This window comes from Amycolatopsis sp. NPDC043889 (assembly GCF_056435645.1).
In genome coordinates this window covers 1-16,432 of the sequence record NZ_JBWKEC010000003.1, presented here as the reverse complement: position 1 = coordinate 16,432, position 16,432 = coordinate 1, and the positions used below count along the sequence as shown (strand labels likewise).

General features: G+C 67.3%; 14 protein-coding genes. All 14 read left to right on the top strand.

The features are described 5' to 3' along the window. Window positions 1-9: 9 nt before the first annotated feature. The 14 genes from AC0685_RS07975 to AC0685_RS07910 all read left to right on the top strand — a co-directional run bounded on the left by AC0685_RS07975 (window position 10) and on the right by AC0685_RS07910 (window position 16,263). Complete coding sequence (locus AC0685_RS07975; protein ID WP_478224919.1) at window positions 10-525, top strand: acyl-CoA thioesterase; 516 nt, start codon at window positions 10-12, stop codon at window positions 523-525. Window positions 526-660: 135 nt separating this feature from the next. Further along, entirely contained in the window at window positions 661-2,586 is a 1,926-nt protein-coding gene (locus AC0685_RS07970; RefSeq protein ID WP_478224918.1) for a S8 family serine peptidase, read from the top strand. A 271-nt stretch (window positions 2,587-2,857) separates the two neighbouring features. Beyond that, window positions 2,858-4,093: a class I SAM-dependent methyltransferase gene (locus AC0685_RS07965; protein ID WP_478224917.1), complete on the top strand. Its 1,236-nt coding sequence runs from the start codon at window positions 2,858-2,860 to the stop codon at window positions 4,091-4,093. Further along, entirely contained in the window at window positions 4,090-4,887 is a 798-nt protein-coding gene (locus AC0685_RS07960) for a sugar phosphate nucleotidyltransferase (RefSeq protein ID WP_478224916.1), read from the top strand. Before AC0685_RS07965 ends, AC0685_RS07960 begins: the two co-directional genes overlap by 4 nt. Next, window positions 4,884-5,537, top strand: a complete 654-nt coding sequence (locus AC0685_RS07955) for a PIG-L deacetylase family protein (protein WP_478224915.1) — start codon at window positions 4,884-4,886, stop codon at window positions 5,535-5,537. Before AC0685_RS07960 ends, AC0685_RS07955 begins: the two co-directional genes overlap by 4 nt. A gap of 5 nt (window positions 5,538-5,542) precedes the next feature. Then, on the top strand, window positions 5,543-6,565 hold the full coding sequence (locus AC0685_RS07950; RefSeq protein WP_478224914.1) for an NAD-dependent epimerase/dehydratase family protein: 1,023 nt from the start codon (window positions 5,543-5,545) through the stop codon (window positions 6,563-6,565). After that, window positions 6,565-7,839: a DUF4910 domain-containing protein gene (locus AC0685_RS07945; RefSeq protein WP_478224913.1), complete on the top strand. Its 1,275-nt coding sequence runs from the start codon at window positions 6,565-6,567 to the stop codon at window positions 7,837-7,839. Before AC0685_RS07950 ends, AC0685_RS07945 begins: the two co-directional genes overlap by 1 nt. 7 nt (window positions 7,840-7,846) lie before the next feature. Then, window positions 7,847-9,121, top strand: a complete 1,275-nt coding sequence (locus tag AC0685_RS07940) for a hypothetical protein (protein ID WP_478224912.1) — start codon at window positions 7,847-7,849, stop codon at window positions 9,119-9,121. Next, entirely contained in the window at window positions 9,118-10,068 is a 951-nt protein-coding gene (locus AC0685_RS07935) for a glycosyltransferase family 2 protein (protein WP_478224911.1), read from the top strand. The genes AC0685_RS07940 and AC0685_RS07935 overlap by 4 nt, the downstream gene beginning before the upstream one ends. Continuing rightward, window positions 10,065-11,252: a polysaccharide pyruvyl transferase family protein gene (locus tag AC0685_RS07930; protein WP_478224910.1), complete on the top strand. Its 1,188-nt coding sequence runs from the start codon at window positions 10,065-10,067 to the stop codon at window positions 11,250-11,252. The genes AC0685_RS07935 and AC0685_RS07930 overlap by 4 nt, the downstream gene beginning before the upstream one ends. Further along, window positions 11,249-11,881: a dTDP-4-dehydrorhamnose 3,5-epimerase family protein gene (locus tag AC0685_RS07925; RefSeq protein WP_478224909.1), complete on the top strand. Its 633-nt coding sequence runs from the start codon at window positions 11,249-11,251 to the stop codon at window positions 11,879-11,881. Before AC0685_RS07930 ends, AC0685_RS07925 begins: the two co-directional genes overlap by 4 nt. A 76-nt stretch (window positions 11,882-11,957) precedes the next feature. After that, window positions 11,958-13,274: a glutamate-1-semialdehyde 2,1-aminomutase gene (locus AC0685_RS07920; RefSeq protein WP_478224908.1), complete on the top strand. Its 1,317-nt coding sequence runs from the start codon at window positions 11,958-11,960 to the stop codon at window positions 13,272-13,274. After that, the gene (locus tag AC0685_RS07915) at window positions 13,271-14,770 is read left to right on the top strand and encodes a right-handed parallel beta-helix repeat-containing protein (RefSeq protein WP_478224907.1); all 1,500 of its coding nucleotides are present in this window, start codon (window positions 13,271-13,273) and stop codon (window positions 14,768-14,770) included. The genes AC0685_RS07920 and AC0685_RS07915 overlap by 4 nt, the downstream gene beginning before the upstream one ends. Before the next feature lie 56 nt (window positions 14,771-14,826). Beyond that, window positions 14,827-16,263, top strand: a complete 1,437-nt coding sequence (locus AC0685_RS07910) for a right-handed parallel beta-helix repeat-containing protein (RefSeq protein ID WP_478224906.1) — start codon at window positions 14,827-14,829, stop codon at window positions 16,261-16,263. Window positions 16,264-16,432: the final 169 nt, after the last annotated feature.

The window sequence follows — 16,432 nt, the reverse complement described above, 5'->3', positions numbered from 1 at the left end:
ACCGGGCCGGTGTCCGTTGCGCCGCGCGGCCGGAACACCACGCGATCGTTGAAGATCCACTTCGTGCACGCACATCCGCTGGGGACGACCAGTGCGCGTCCCGCTCCCGAGATCCACCTCCACCGCCATCGCCTGCGTGTCGCCGACCTGGACTGCCTCGGTCACGTCGGGAACGTGCGGCTGCTGGAGTACTTCCAGGAAGCCCAGATCGCGCTGCTCGACCCGCGGCGTGAGCACCTTTTCCAGGCCAAGGGACCGGCGTACCTGATCGCGAAGCACAACGTCAGCTACCTGCGCAGGCTGACCTTCCGCGACAACCCGGTCGAGGTGGAGACCGTGGTCGGCCGGATCGGCACCTGCGACGTCGTGGTGAACAGCAGGCTGCGCGACGAGCGGGCCGTCTACGCGCGCTGCCGCACCATCTGGGTCGCGTGCACCCTGCCCGAGGGCAGCACCCGGCGGCTCGACGAAGAAGAACGCGAGCGGCTGACGCGATTCAGCGGGGCGATCGACGAGATGTCCTGAATCAGTTTTTAACCGTTTATGCTCCATTTCCCGCAATACCGCAAAACGGCTGGGCCGTTCAGCGGCTGATCATCACGCTTTTCGGCCGGTACCTTCGAAAGACCTCTCCCCTGCAGAGCTCCCCGGAGGTATTTCATGCCACGGCCGAAGTCTGTCCGCTTCCTCGCGCCCATGATCGGCGCGATGCTACTGACGAGCGGGGCGGCCGTCGCCGCCCCGGCCTCCGAAGACCCTCAGTTCATCCGTCTGGCCAGCAGAACCTTCGACCCGCTGACCCAGCGCGCGGCGGCGAGCCAGGACTGGAAGGGCGCGTATCTGCTGCAGGTCCGAAGCGCGCTGACCGACGCGCAGCGCGGGAAATTGCGCTCACTCGGCGTGCGGATCGGGACCTACATTCCCGATTTCGCCTACGTGGTCCGACTGAAGCCGGAGAACCGCGAATCGGTGGCGGAATTGGCTTTCGTCCGCTGGCTCGGCGAATACCGGCCGGACGACAAGGTGGAGATCTCACTGGCCGCGACCGGTAGCTATCTGGTGACGCTGGTCGAATCCGATGCCAGGGACCAACGCGCGGTGGCCGAGCGGATCCTTCGGCTCGGCGGCGGGATCGAGGCGATCTCGCAGAGCGGACAGCACATCGTCGCGAAACTCGGTTCCGGTCAAGCCGCCACCGTGGCGCAGGGGGCCGAGGTGCTCGCGGTCGGCGCGATCACCGCCCCTGAGACCGACATGGCCAACGCCAGGGAGAGCGGGGGCGCGAACTACGTCGAGAGCGTCGGCGGCTATCGCGGTCAGGGCGTGCGCGGCGAGGTGATGGACGGCGGCCTGCGCGTCACCCACCAGGAGTTCAAGGCGCGGCCGACGGTGATGCACGGCTCGAACTCCACCAGCACCAGCCACGGGACCTCCACCTACGGCCAGATCTTCGCGTCGGGGGTGAGCGCGCCACAACGGGGGCTGCTGCCCGAGGGGCAGGGGATCTTCGCCACCTACAACAAGCCGGACCGCTACGCCCACACCAAGGAGCTGGTCGACCCGGCGGGCAAGTACCGCGCGGTGTTCCAGAGCAACAGCTGGGGCGGCGGGCTGACCACGGCCTACAACTCCGTCTCCGCCGAGCTCGACAAGATCGTCTTCGACCACGACCTGCTGATCTGCCAGTCGCAGAGCAACGCGGGCACCCAGCAGTCGCGGCCGCAGGCCTGGTCGAAGAACGTGCTCTCGGTCGGCGGGCAGTACCACTACAACACGCTGGGCCGCACAGACGACAAGTGGAGCGGCGGCGCCAGCATCGGCCCGGCCGCCGACGGCCGGATCAAACCGGAACTGTCGAACTACTACGACCGGATCGACACCACGTCTTCGGGCAGTGACACCTCGTACACGACGTCGTTCGGCGGCACGAGCGGCGCGACCCCGATCACCTGCGGGAACGCCGGGTTGCTGTTCCAGATGTGGGCCGACGGCGTGTTCGACGGCGGTCCCAGCAAGGGCCGCGACGTCTTCACGAGCCGCCCGCACGCGGCGACCGCGAAGGCGCTGCTGGTCAACGGGGCCGACCAGTTCGCGTTCAGTGGCACGTCGCACGACATGACCAGGACGCATCAGGGCTGGGGCACCGCGAACGTGCGGTACCTGCACGACCAGGCCAAGGCGAACGGGTGGAAACTGCCGGTGCTGGTGAACGAGACCGACCTGCTGGGCACCGGGCAGTCGAAGAAGTACACGGTCGCGGTGAACGGGACCAAGCAGTTCAAGGCGACGCTCGCCTACACCGACCCGGCGGGCTCTCCGAGCGCGTCGGTCGCCAGGGTCAACGACCTGACCCTGAAGGTCACCGCGCCGAACGGGACCGTCTACTACGGCAACAACGGGCTGAAGGCGGGCAACTTCTCGACCGCGGGCGGCTCGCCGAACACGGTCGACACGGTGGAGAACGTCATCCTCGAGAAGCCGGCCGCGGGGACGTGGACGGTGGAGGTCGTGGCGACGCAGGTGAACGCCGACGGTCACCCGGAGACGTCGGCCACCGACGCGGACTACGCGCTGGTGGTTTCTTGACGATGGGCTGAAGGCGCGTGAAGGCCCCCTTCCCCTCGGCTCAGCCGAGGGGAAGGGGGCCTTCACGCGGGTCTGGCCGGATCGCGTTCAGCCCGCTAAACGCGATCCGCCGGGGGTACCCGCGCCCGGATGGCGGAGACGTCTGCGCGGATGGCCGAGACGACAGGTTTCGGTTGTGAGACGGAAGCGTGAGTCCCCTGAAAGGCATGTAACGAGGCGACCCGAGGTGCCGACGTCTGGGATACGTGACGCGAGCCAAGGAGCCTCTTAGATGACCACCTGCCGACTCTGCGGCTCGGCCCATCTCGCCAGTGTCGCCGACCTCGGGGCGACACCGCCGTGCGAACGATTCCTGACCGCGGAGCAGCTCGCGGAGCCGGAGCCGACCTACCCCCTGCACCTGCAAGTCTGCACCGAATGCCGGCTCGCCCAGATCCCGCCGCTGATCACCCCGGAAGAGACGTTCACCGAATACGCGTACTTCTCGTCGTATTCCGACTCCTGGGTCGAACACGCGAAGACCTTCGTCGACGGCGCCGTCGAGCGGCTGGGGCTCGACGAGTCCTCGTTCGTCGTCGAGGTCGCCAGCAACGACGGCTATCTGCTCAAACACGTTGTGGCGCAGCAGATCCGCTGTCTGGGCATGGAACCTTCGGTGAACGTGGGCCAAGCCGCGCGTGACGCCGGGGTGCCAACGAAGACCGCGTTCCTCAGTCCCGAGACCGGACGCGACGTCCGTGAGGAACATGGTCCGGCCGACCTCGTAGTGGCGAACAACGTTTACGCACACATTCCGGACATCATCGGTTTCACGCACGGGCTCCGTGCCCTGGTCGCCGACGACGGCTGGGTCAGCATCGAGGTCCAGCACCTGCTGACACTGATCCAGGAGAATCAATACGACACGATCTATCACGAGCACTTCCAGTACTACACGGTGGAATCCGCGCGCCGGGCCCTCGCGCGCGGCGGATTGTCCGTTGTGGACGTCGAACTCCTGCCCACCCACGGCGGTTCGATCCGGTTGTGGGCGCGCCCGGACGCCGTCGCCGGCGAACCGAGCGAGCGGATGACTCAGGTCCTCGACGCCGAGAAAGCCGCCGGACTGCACGAAATGTCCGGCTACACCGAATTCTCGGAGCGGGTCACCAAGGTCCGGCTCGAGCTGAACAAGTTCCTCACCGACGCGGCGCTCGAAGGCAAGACCGTCGTCGGTTACGGCGCCCCCGGCAAGGGGAACACGCTGCTGAACCACTGCGGTATCCGCCCGGACGTGTTGCGGTACACCGTCGACCGGAACCCGTACAAGCACGGCCGGTTCACCCCCGGGACCCGGATCCCGATCCTGCCACCCGAACGGATCGAAGCCGACGAGCCGGATTACGTGCTCGTCCTTCCGTGGAACCTCCGGAAGGAGCTGACCGCCCAACTGTCCTTTGTGGACGAATGGGGCGGAAAACTGGTCTTTCCCATCCCGCACCTGGAAATCGTCGAGGTGAAGTCGTGAAGGTAGTCCTCTTCTGCGGCGGCTACGGCATGCGGATGCGCAACGGTGACGCGTCCGACGTGCCCAAGCCGATGGCCATGGTCGGCCCCAGACCCCTGATCTGGCACGTGATGCGGTACTACGCGCATTTCGGCCACACCGAGTTCGTCCTCTGCCTCGGCTACGGCGCGCACCACATCAAGGAGTTCTTCCTCGACTACCGGGAGACCACCTCCAACGATTTCGTCCTGCGCAACGGCAAGGCGGAACTGCTGTCGACCGACATCGCGGACTGGTCGATCACCTTCGTGCAGACCGGCCTCGAATCGGCCATCGGCGAGCGGCTGCGCCGGGTGCGCCCGTACCTCGAGGGCGACGAGATGTTCCTCGCCAACTACGCCGACGTCCTCACCGACGCCCCGCTGCCGGAGATGATCGAGCGGTTCACCGAATCCGACGCCGGCGCGTCGATGATGGTCGTACCGCCGCAGTCGTCGTTCCACTGCGTCGAGATGGGCGAGGACGGCCGGATCGGCGCGCTGACCCCGGTCAGCGAGATGCCGCTGTGGGAGAACGGCGGGTACTTCGTGCTGCGCCAGGAGATCTTCGACCACATCCCCGAGGGCGGCGACCTGGTGGCCGACGGCTGCGGCGAACTCGCCAAGCAGGGGAAGCTGCTCGCGTACCCGTATCGCGGCTTCTGGAAGCCGACGGACACCGTCAAGGAACGCGTCCAGCTGGACGACGCCTACGCGCACGGCGACCGCCCGTGGGCGTTGTGGGAAAACGAACCGGCTCCGGTGAGCATCGCGTGATCGGACTCGGTACCGGCGGGCTCGAACGGATCGTCGCGCTGGGCGCGCATTGTGACGACATCGCCATCGGGGCGGGCGGCACCCTGCTGACCCTCTGCGCCGCCAACCCCGGTGTCCGGGTGGACGTGCTCGTCCTTTCCGGCGGCGGCACCGAACGGGAGGCCGAGGAGCGCGCCGCGCTCGCGGCCTTCTGCCAGGGCGCCGACGTCGAGGTCACCGTGCTCAAACTCCCCGACGGCCGGTTCCCCGCGCACTGGGAAGAGGCCAAGAACGCCCTGGAAGAGCTGCGCCGCCGCACCGACCCGGACCTCGTACTCTCCCCGCGCACGGCGGACGCGCACCAGGACCACCGCGGGCTGGCGACGCTGGTGCCGACGGTGTTCCGCACCCATCTCCAACTGGAGTACGAGATCGCGAAATGGGACGGCGACCTCGCCAAACCCACCGCGTACGTACCGCTCACGCCCGAGCGCGCCGAAGAGAAGGTCCGGCTGCTGCAGGAGCACTACGCCTCTCAGCGGCACCGGCCCTGGTACGACCGGGAAGCCTTCCTCGGCCTCGCCCGCATCCGCGGAATCGAATGCGGGCGGCGTTACGCGGAGGCCTTCGACCTCAAGAAACTGACGCTCGACCTCACTCCGAAAGGCTGAAAGCCATGCGTGTGCTGCTGACCGGGCACAAGGGTTACCTGGGCACGGTGATGGCCCCGGTGCTGGCCGCCGAAGGCCACGAGGTCGTCGGCCTCGACTCCGGTCTCTTCGACACCTGCGTGCTGGGCCCGAAGCCCGACGATCCCAAGGGCTACGAAGTCGACCTCCGCGACGTCACGGCCGAGCACGTGACCGGGGTGGACGCGGTGATCCACCTCGCCGCGCTGTCCAACGACCCGCTGGGGTCGCTGGCGCCGGAGCTCACCTACGACATCAACCACCACGCCTCGGTCAAGCTCGCGAAGCTGGCGAAGGACGCTGGAGTCAAGCGGTTCCTCTACGCCTCGACGTGCTCGGTCTACGGGGCTTCGGGCGGAGACGGCCTCGTCGACGAAGACGCGCCGCTGCGCCCGGTGACGCCGTACGCCGAGTCGAAGGTGCGGGTCGAGGACGACCTCCACGAACTCGCCGACGACGATTTCACCCCGGTGTACATGCGCAACGCCACCGCGTTCGGCTTCTCGCCGCGGCTGCGGTCGGACATCGTGCTCAACAACCTCACCGCGCACGCCCACGTTTCGGGCGAGATCCTGGTGCTGTCGGACGGGACGCCGTGGCGGCCGCTGGTGCACGCCAAGGACATCGCGCGCGCCTTCGAGGCCGCGCTGGTCGCGCCCAAGGAGGCCGTCCACGACAAGGCCTTCAACATCGGCACCGAGCGCAACAACGTGACCGTGGCCGAGATCGCCCAGCAGGTCGTCGAGGCCGTCCCCAGCGCGAAGCTGCGGATCACCGGCGAGTCCGCGGGCGACCCGCGCTCCTATCGCGTCGACTTCTCCCGCTTCCGCGACGCGATCCCCGGCTTCGAATGCGAGTGGTCGGTCAAGGACGGGGCGCTCGACCTGATCTACGCCTACCGCACGCACGGCCTGACCGCGCACGACTTCAAGAACCGCTTCACCAGGCTGGCCACGCTCAACGCGCGGACCGCCGCCGGCGAAATCGACGAAACCTTGCGGCGACGGTGATGACCCGCAAGCCACTGGACACGGGCGCCGACCTGCGCGAGCTGGTCGAGCGCTTGTATCCGCTCTGCCGCAGCATCACCGGCGACGGCGTCCGCGCCACGCTGGAGATCCTCGGCGAGCACATCCCGCTCGACGTCCACGAGGTGCCGACCGGGACCCAGGTGCTCGACTGGACCGTTCCCCAGGAGTGGAACATCCGCGACGCCTGGGTGAAGGACCCTTCCGGGCGGAAGGTCGTCGACTTCCGGGAGTCGAATCTGCACGTCGTCGGCTACAGCGTCCCGGTCTCGCGGAAGATGCCACTCACCGAACTGCGCGAACACCTGCACACCCTGCCCGATCAACCGTCCTTGGTGCCGTACCGGACCAGCTACTACTCGCCGACGTGGGGTTTCTGCCTGGCACAGGAGACCCTCGACGCGATGCCGGACGGCGAGTACGAGGTCCACATCGACTCCACGCTGACGAACGGGAGCCTCACCTACGCCGAACACGTCGTACCGGGCGAAGTCACCGACGAAGTGATCATCTCCTGCCACACCTGCCATCCCTCGCTGGCGAACGACAACGTCGCCGGGATCGCGATCGCCGCCGCGTTCGCGCGGACGCTGAAGAAGCCCCACTACACGTACCGGTTCCTGTTCATGCCGGGCACGATCGGCGCCATCACCTGGCTCGCGCGCAACAACGACCGCGTCGGCCGGATCAAGGCCGGGCTCGTGCTGGCGTGCGCCGGTGACCCGGGATCGTTGACCTACAAGCGAAGCCGCCGAGGCGACGCCGAGATCGACCGTGTGCTCGCGTACGTCCTGGCCGATCGCGCCCACAAGATCGTCGACTTCTCACCGTACGGCTACGACGAGCGCCAGTTCTGCTCCCCCGGTTTCAATCTCGGCATCGGTTCGCTGACGAGGACGCCGTACGCGGGTTATCCCGAATATCACACCTCGGCCGACAACCTCGATTTCGTTTCCACCGCGGCCATGGAGGAAACCCTTCAGACCTTGCGGGACACCTTCGCCGTCCTCGACCGCAACCGCAGCTACGTCAACCTCAGCCCCTTCGGCGAGCCGCAACTCGGCAAGCGCGGGCTGTACGACTCGCTCGGCGGGCGAAGTGACGCCAAGCATGCCCAGATGGCCATGCTCTGGGTGCTCAACCTCTCGGACGGCGAGCACAGCCTCCTCGACGTCGCCGATCGGTCCGGGCTGCCGTTCGATTCCGTCGTCGCCGCCGCTCAGGCACTGCACGACGCCGGATTGCTCAAGAATTAGAGGCCCCATGCGATCACTTCTGCGTTCCCAAGCCGTCCGGGCCATGGCCGGACGGCTCAGCTGGGGCCTCGGCGACCAGGCCGTCTCCAGCATCACCAACTTCGTGGTCGGGCTGTTCGTGGCGCGCTCGCTCGGCACGTTCGCCTTCGGCATGTTCAGCCTCGCTTGGGTCAGCTACGGCGTGGTGCTCAACCTGTCGCGCGGGCTGACGACGGATCCGCTGATGGTGCGTTTCTCCGGGGTGCCCACCGAGACCTGGCGGACGGCGACCGCCAGGGCGACCGGGACGGCGCTCTCCGCGGGTGTCCTCGCCGGTGCCGTCAGTGTGGTCGCCGGTCTTGTGGTGGGCGGCCCCATCGGCGGCGCGTTCGTCGCGCTCGGCCTGGTCATCCCCACGTTGCTGCTGCAGGACGCGTGGCGGTTCGCCTTCTTCGCGGCGGGGCACGGGAAGAAGGCGTTCGTCAACGACGTCGTCTGGGGCGTCGCCCTGATCCCGGCGCTGTTCATCGCCCACCGGTGGTTCGACTCGGTCGTCGCGTTCATCCTGGCGTGGGGCCTGTCCGGGGCGGTCGCCGCCGGATACGGCTGCCTGCAGGCCGGGGTCCGGCCGGATCCGCGCGGCACGCTCGGCTGGCTCAAGCGGCACCGAGACCTCGGCACCCGCTACCTGATCGAAAACGTCAGCAACAGCGGCTCGACGCAGCTGCGCATGTACGGACTCGGCGCGATCGCCGGACTCGAGAGCGTCGGCGAGGTCCGCGGCGCCGAACTGCTGCTCGGACCGTTCTTCGCTCTTCTGATGGGACTTTCCCTGGTCACCGTGGCGGAAGGTGCGCGAGTGCTCCAGCGAGCCCCGCATCGCCTACGCCACTTCTGCGCCGTTCTGGGCGCGGGCCAGGCGGCCGCCGCCCTGGTCTGGGGTCTCGCCTTGCTTCTGGTACCCCACGACGCCGGCCGGTTCGTCCTCGGCGACGTCTGGGCTCCCGCCTCCGAACTGATCCTCCCGGTGACCATCGGTATCGCCGCGGCGGGATTCAACACCGGGGCGGCCGCCGGATTGCGTGCGCTCGGCGCTGCGAAAAGGAGCCTTCGCGCCCAGCTGATCAACTCGGCCGGCTATGTCGGTTTCGGGCTCATTGGCGCCCTCTTGGCCGGGGCGTCCGGATCCGCTTGGGGGGTCGCGTTGGCGATCACCAGCGGATCGGCGGTGTGGTGGCTTCAGCTCCATTCCGCCCTCAAAGAGCACCTAACTTCGGAGAAGGAAGAAATGAGGACGTCATGAGCACCGCTCCTCGGCTGAGCATCGGGCTCCCTGTCTACAACGGCGAGGATTACCTCGCCGAATCGCTGGACGCACTCCTCGGCCAAAGCTACGAGAACTTCGAACTGATCATCTCGGACAACGCGTCCTCGGACCGCACCGAAGAGATCAGCCGCGAGTACGCGAAGATGGATTCCCGCGTCCGGTATGTCCGCCAGCCGGTGAACATCGGCTGCGCGCCGAACCACAACTACTGCGTCGACGTCGCCCGCGGCGAATTGTTCAAGTGGGCGTCCGACGACGACCTCTACGCATGCGACCTGCTGGAACGGTGCGTCGAGGCGCTCGACGAGCACACCGAGTTCGTCCTCTCGCACTCGTGGACGGCGATGATCGACGAGAAGGCCGTCGTCACGCAGGCACTGGAGTACCCGCTCAACACGGCTTCGCCGCACGCCGCGGAACGCTTCCGCAGCACGTTGTTCGCACCCGGCGGGGACGACGACGGCGCGGTCATCCGCACCGAGGTGCTGCGCCGCGTCGCACCGTTGGACAGCTACCACCACGCGGACCGCACGATCATCTCCGAACTCGCCCTGCACGGCCCGTTCCACCAGGTGCCCGACTGGCTGTACTTCCGGCGTGACCACCCCGGCCGCTCCGAGCACGAGCACCCGACCGTGCGCAGGCGGGCCGCCAACCTCGACCCGAAGCGGGCCGACAAGCTCCGCCACCCGATGGTCCGGTTGCTCGGCGAGTACGTGCTCGGCTACGTCAACGCGATCCGCAACGCGCCGATCACCGGCGCGGAGAAGCGCGAATGCTTCCGCTATCTGCGGCAATGGATGCTGAACCGGGCGGGGAACCCGGCCATGGGCCGGATGCCCGACCAGGCCGAGGCCGAACTGGGCCCGCGTGAGGTCTCCGTGGCGTCGGTCGTCGCAGGCCAGGAGGGACGAGTCTCTTGACCTCGCCCGTGAGAATCGGGCTGTTCGGACTCCTCGGATCGGGGAACCTCGGCAACGACGGTTCCTTCGAGGCGGTTCTCGGGTATCTGCGCACGGAACATCCGGACGCCGCGCTCAGCGTGATGTGCGGCGGTCCGGAAGTCGTCGCGGCGCGGTACGGACTCGAGACGACCGCGTTGAACTGGTACGAAGGTGAGTACCGAACAGCATCGGGACCGTTTTCCATCGCCATGAAGGGCTTCGGGAAACTTGTCGACATCTTCCGCACGACGGCTTGGGTCAGGCGCCAGGACGTGGTGATCGTGCCGGGGATGGGTGTCCTCGAAACCTCCCTTCCCTTGCGTCCGTGGGGGTTCCCGTACGCACTGCTGCTGCTTTCGGCGTCCGGCCGTCTGGTCGGCACCAAGGTGGCTTTGGTGAGTGTCGGCGCCACCGTGAGCACGCACCGGTCCACCCGGACGATCCTCGGCTGGGCCGCGCGGCTCGCGTCGTTCCGGTCCTACCGGGACGAGCCGTCGCGGGAAGCGATGCGCGCGATGGGCACCGACGTCACGAACGACCGCGTCTACCCCGACCTCGCCTTCGCCCTCTCTTCGACTTCGGAGCCGGTGGTGCCCCGTTCCGTCGGAATCGGCGTGATGGCCTATCACGGCGGGAACGACGACAGGGCCCGCGCCGCCGAGATCTATGGGTCCTATGTGGACAAGATGACTCGGTTCGTCGCCGTCCTCGTCGCCGAGGGCCGGCCGGTGCGGTTGTTCATCGGCGACCGGGCCGACGCGCAGGTGGTCGGCGAGATCATGCGGAAGCTGGAATCCCCGCTGGTCACCGCGGCCGACACGGCCACGCTGAATGACGTGATGCGGACGATGTCGACGGTCGAGACCGTCGTCGCCACGCGCTACCACAATGTCTTGTGCGCGCTGAAGCTGGCGAAGCCGACGTTGTCCGTCGGGTACGCCCGCAAGAACGAGGTCCTCATGTCCACGCTCGGGCTCGGGGAGTTCTGCCAATCCGCCAAGGAGATCGACTTCGAGGCGCTGGTGCGCCAGTTCGCCGAACTGGAGTCCAGGGCGGGCGAACTGACCGAGATCGTCGCGAAACGAAGCGCGGAGCAGGAGCGGCTGCTGGACGAACAGTTCGCCGCACTTTCGGCCGCCGTCCTGCCGATGGGAGTCCGATGAAGATCATCCCGGTGCCCGCCATCGCGGGCGCGTACCTGTTCGAGCCGACCCCGCACGCCGACGAACGCGGCTTCTTCTGCCGAACGTTCGACGCCGACGTCGTCCGGTCGGCGGGGATCGACCCGGACGGGTTCCTCCAGGACAGTGTTTCCCGTTCCCGCAAGGGCGTGCTGCGCGGGATGCACCTCCGCGCGGGGCTCGGTGAGGCGAAACTCGTCCGCTGCTCCTGGGGCGCCGTCTTCGACGCCGTGGTCGATCTCAGGCCGGATTCACCGACGTACCTCGGCAAGGAGACGTTCGAACTGTCCGGGGAGACTCAGGTGTCGCTGTACATCCCGGCGGGTTGCGCGCACGGATTCCAGGCACTCACCGAGTACGCCGACGTCTCCTACCGGATCGACCGCGCGCACGACCCTTCCGAGGACGTCGCGATCGCCCACGACGATCCGGAGCTGGCGATCCCGTGGCCGCTTCCGGTGGCGCTGATGTCGGAGCGGGACCGAGCCGCGCTCCCGCTTTCCGCGGTACTGGCGTCCATCGGTGGACCCGCGTCCTCGATGGACGTCGGCGGGACGCCGCCTGATCTCCCACCTCGCGGTGACCGGGAAGGCGTCCTGCCGGCGCGATAGCGGGTCTTCGGCGAGGCGGGCCACGCGGATTCGTCTCAGATCCGCCACCAGGTACTACAGAACACGAGGTGAGAGCATGACCCGTCAGCTTCCCCGATCCATGCGGGCCAACGAGCGCCTCCACGCGATGATCCCCGGCGGGGCGCACACCTACGCCAAGGGCGACGATCAGTACCCGGAGAACCTGGCGCCGGTCATCTCGCACGGGCTCGGCGCGCACGTCTGGGACGTCGACGGGAACTCCTACATCGAGTACGGCTCGGGGCTGCGCGCGGTCAGCCTCGGGCACGTACACCCGCGGGTGAGCGAAGCCGCCCACCGCGAGATCGACCGGGGCGCCAACTTCGCCCGTCCATCCATTGTGGAGGAACGGGCGGCGGCGAAGTTCCTCGAAACCGTGCCCACCGCCGAGATGGTCAAGTTCGCCAAGAACGGTTCGGACGCCACCACGGCCGCGGTCAAGCTCTCCAGGGCCGCCACCGGAAGGCCGCTCGTGGCGATCTGCCGTGACCACGCCTTCTTCTCCATCGACGACTGGTTCATCGGCACCACGGCGATGTCGTCGGGCATCCCGGACGGGATCACCGATCTCACCGTGTCGTTCCCCTACGGCGACCTCCCCGCGACCGAACGGCTGCTGCGGGAGAACGCGGGCCAGGTGGCCTGCCTCATCCTGGAGGCGTCCACCCAGCTCGAACCGCCCGCCGGGTACCTCGTCGGCCTGCGGGAACTCGCCGACCGGTACGGCTGCGTACTGATCTTCGACGAGATGATCACCGGTTTCCGCTGGTCCGAGGCGGGAGCGCAGGGTCTCTACGGCGTCACGCCGGATCTCTCGACGTTCGGCAAGGCACTCGGTAACGGATTCGCCGTCTCGGCGCTGGCGGGCAAACGCGAACTGATGGAACTCGGCGGACTCCGCACCGCCAAGGAGCGCGTCTTCCTGCTGTCCACCACGCACGGCGCCGAAACGCATTCGCTGGCAGCCGCGATCGCGGTCATGGAGACCTACACCGAAGAAGGCATCGCCGCGCGGCTGCACGCGCTCGGCGACCGGCTCGCCGCCGGGGTCCGCGAAGTCGCGGCCTCGGCCGGGGTCGGGGAACACGTCGTCGTGCGCGGCCGGGCGAGCAACCTCGTCTTCGGCACGCTCGACGCCGAGAAGAAACCGTCGCAGGACTACCGAACGTTGTTCCTGCGGCAACTGGTCACGGGCGGGGTCCTCGGACCGTCGTTCGTGGTCAGCAGCGCGTTGTCCGAAGAAGACATCGACCGGACGGTCGAAGTGGTCTCGCAGGCCTGCCTCGTGTACCGCAAAGCGCTCGACGCGGAAGATCCGGCACCGTGGCTGGGTGGCCGTCCGGTGAAGCCGGTATTTCGGAGAAGGGTATGAGTTCAGGGATCGCGTATCGCTCGGCCGGCTCGCGCACGCTGCGCGTGGCGTTGTCGGTGCTACTGCTCCAGGTCGCCGTTGAAATCACAGCGGAGGCAACCGAAGAGCCGGCTCGAGGGGTGTGCGGCACGACCGTCGGCGTCCCTTCCGCCCCGGAAGGCGCCCAGGTCGTCGATCCGGGCACCGATCTGACCGACAAGACCCGGTTCAGCCCGCCGGGGAGCACGTTCTGGCTGGCACCGGGCACGCATACGCTGAGTTCCGACCAGTTCGGCCAGGTGATGCCCAAAGACGGCAACGTCTACCTCGGCGCACCCGGCGCCGTACTGGACGGACGCGGGATCAACCGCGCGGCCTTCACCACGCAGGCCAAGGACGTGGTGATCCGCGGGCTGACCATCCGCGGTTTCGTCGCCGAACGGGACCAGGGCGTGGTCAATCACGACTCCGGCGAACGCTGGACCATCGAAGGCAACGTCATCGAAGACAACGACGGCGCCGGGATGATGACCGGGGCAGGGCAGCGGGTGATCGGGAACTGCCTGCGCAACAACGGCCAGTACGGCATCAACGCCTACCGTTTCGGCGGCGGGCTGGCCGGTCTGGTGATCGAGGGCAACGAGATCACCGGGAACAACACCGGCGACTGGGAGACCAGGATCCCCGGTTGCGGTTGCAGCGGCGGCGCGAAGTTCTGGGCCGTGAACGGTGCCGATGTCATCGGCAACTGGGTCCACCACAACCACGGTGTCGGGCTCTGGGCCGACACGAACAACAACGATTTCCTCATCCAGGACAATCTGATCGAGGACAACGCCTCCGAGGGACTGTTCTACGAGATCTCCTACAACCTGGAGCTGATCGGGAACACCTTCAACCGGAACGCGCTGGTGCAGGGCCGCAACCGGGCCGCCAAGGGCGACGACTTCCCGGTCGCCGCGGTGTACCTCAGCGAATCGGGCGGCGAGCCCGGACTGCCCGCCCGGACCAGCCGGATCGACATCCGGGGCAACATGTTCTCCGACAACTGGTCGGGGATCACGCTGTGGGAGAACGCCGACCGGTTCTGCAACAGCCCGGCCAACACGTCGACGCTGTCCTGTACGGCCTGGGTTTCGCCGACGTCCGCCTGCTCCGATCCGGGTATCAAGACCGAACCGCTGTACGGCGACTGCCGCTGGAAGACGCAGCGCGTTTCGGTGCACGAGAACACGTTCGAGTTCGATTCGTCGCTGGAAGGCTGCCTCGGCCTCTGCGGGCGGATGGCGGTGCTCTCGAACTACGGGACCTTCCCGGCCTGGTCGCCATACCGGGGTGCCGTGATCTCCGAGGCGATCACCTTCCGGCAGGACAACCGGTGGTACGACAACCAGTACTACGGGCCCTGGACGTTCGTCGCCCACGACACGTCACGGCGGCTGACCGCGGCGCAATGGCAGGCTGCGCCCTACCTGCAGGACGGCTGCAGCGGGTTCGGAGAGCCGGTGACCTGCTGAAGGTTCACCTGTAAGTGTCCACCTGGGACCGTCCATAGTGGCTTACCGTTGCCTTCATGCCCGCGTTCCTGGTTGTTCTGATGCTGATCGCGACAGGAGTCGTCACGGCTTCGGCGGCTCCTGTCGCGGCCTGCGCCGCGGGACCGGTGAGCCCGGGCGAACCGGACGGCGCCGTGGTGATCTCCCCGGGGATCGACCTTTCCGCGAAGACACGTGAACTCCCGGCCGGCACGACATTCTGGCTGACCGAGGGCAAGCACACCCTCGGCCCGGACGAGTTCGGGCAAGTCATCCCCAAGGACGGCAACGCCTACCTCGGCGCACCCGGCGCCGTACTGGACGGTGGCGGCGTCAACCGCTACGCGTTCACCCAGCGGGCTCGCGACGTCGTCATCCGCGGCCTCACGATCCGCGGTTTCGCGGCGCCGCGCGATCAGGGCGTGGTGAACCACGACTCCGGTGAACACTGGACCATCGAAGGCAACACCATCGAGGACAACCGCGGTGCCGCGATGATGGCGGGTCCGCGTCAGGAGATCCTCCGGAACTGCCTGCGGAACAACGGGCAGTACGGCATCAACGCCTATCGGGCGGGCGACGGGATCACCGGGTTGCTCGTCGAGGGCAACGAGATCACCGGGAACAACACCGACGACTGGGAGACGAAGGAACCCGGCTGCGGCTGCAGCGGCGGAGCGAAATTCTGGGCCGTGAACGGCGCCGACATCCGCGGCAACTGGGTCCACCACAACCACGGTGCCGGGCTCTGGGCCGACACGAACAACAACGACTTCCTCATCGAGGACAACCTGATCGAGGACAACGAGGCCGAGGCGTTGTTCTACGAGATCTCCTACAACGTCGTAGTCCGCGGGAACACCTTCCGGAGGAACACGCTCGTGCAAGGCCGCGCTTTCGCTTCTCGCGGGGACGATTTCCCGGTCGGCACGATCTACCTTTCGGAGTCCGGCGGCGAGCCGCGTGTTCGTGCCCGTACTTCGCTGGTGGAGATCGTCGACAACGTCTTCGAGGACAACTGGTCCGGAATCACCCTGTGGGAGAACGCGGACCGCTTCTGCAACAGCCCGGCGAACACGTCTTCCGGCTCTTGCACCCTCCTCGTCCCTTCGGTCTCCTCCTGCTCTTCGCCGGGGATCACTTCTCGGCCGTTGTACGACGACTGCCGGTGGAAGACCCAGCGGGTCTCCATCCACGGCAACAAGTTCTCTCACGGGTCCGATTGCTCGGGCTTTTGCGGACGGATGGCTCTCTTGGCGAACTTCGGGACCTATCCGGACTGGTCGCCTTACCGGGGATATTCCGTTTCGGACGCGGTGACCTTCCGGCAGGAGAATCGGTGGTACGACAACGATTATTCCGGTGCGTGGCGGTTCGTCGTTCAGGACGCTTCGCGAACCGTGGGGGTTTCGGGGTGGCAGGGGGCTCCTTACGCGCAGGATGCTTGTAGTTCCTTTGGGGATGGTGGGTGCTGAGCGGCGTGACCCCGGCGCGAGTGGGGAATGGAGCCGCCGCCCCTCCGCGACGATGTAGGAATTGGGACGTTGAGCCTGGATCCACCGGTGTGATGTGGGTGTTTGGGGTGTGTCCGGGTACGCAAATGCCCTCTGGCTTGGGATGATTGTTCTTGCGACGGAACAAAAA

Coding starts and splice junctions, on each gene's coding strand:
- AC0685_RS07940 (WP_478224912.1), top strand. CDS start 7,847: ATGCGATCACTTCTGCGTTCCCAAGCCGTCCGGGCCATGGCCGGACGG.
- AC0685_RS07965 (WP_478224917.1), top strand. CDS start 2,858: ATGACCACCTGCCGACTCTGCGGCTCGGCCCATCTCGCCAGTGTCGCC.
- AC0685_RS07920 (WP_478224908.1), top strand. CDS start 11,958: ATGACCCGTCAGCTTCCCCGATCCATGCGGGCCAACGAGCGCCTCCAC.
- AC0685_RS07945 (WP_478224913.1), top strand. CDS start 6,565: ATGACCCGCAAGCCACTGGACACGGGCGCCGACCTGCGCGAGCTGGTC.
- AC0685_RS07910 (WP_478224906.1), top strand. CDS start 14,827: ATGCCCGCGTTCCTGGTTGTTCTGATGCTGATCGCGACAGGAGTCGTC.
- AC0685_RS07915 (WP_478224907.1), top strand. CDS start 13,271: ATGAGTTCAGGGATCGCGTATCGCTCGGCCGGCTCGCGCACGCTGCGC.
- AC0685_RS07935 (WP_478224911.1), top strand. CDS start 9,118: ATGAGCACCGCTCCTCGGCTGAGCATCGGGCTCCCTGTCTACAACGGC.
- AC0685_RS07970 (WP_478224918.1), top strand. CDS start 661: ATGCCACGGCCGAAGTCTGTCCGCTTCCTCGCGCCCATGATCGGCGCG.
- AC0685_RS07925 (WP_478224909.1), top strand. CDS start 11,249: ATGAAGATCATCCCGGTGCCCGCCATCGCGGGCGCGTACCTGTTCGAG.
- AC0685_RS07950 (WP_478224914.1), top strand. CDS start 5,543: ATGCGTGTGCTGCTGACCGGGCACAAGGGTTACCTGGGCACGGTGATG.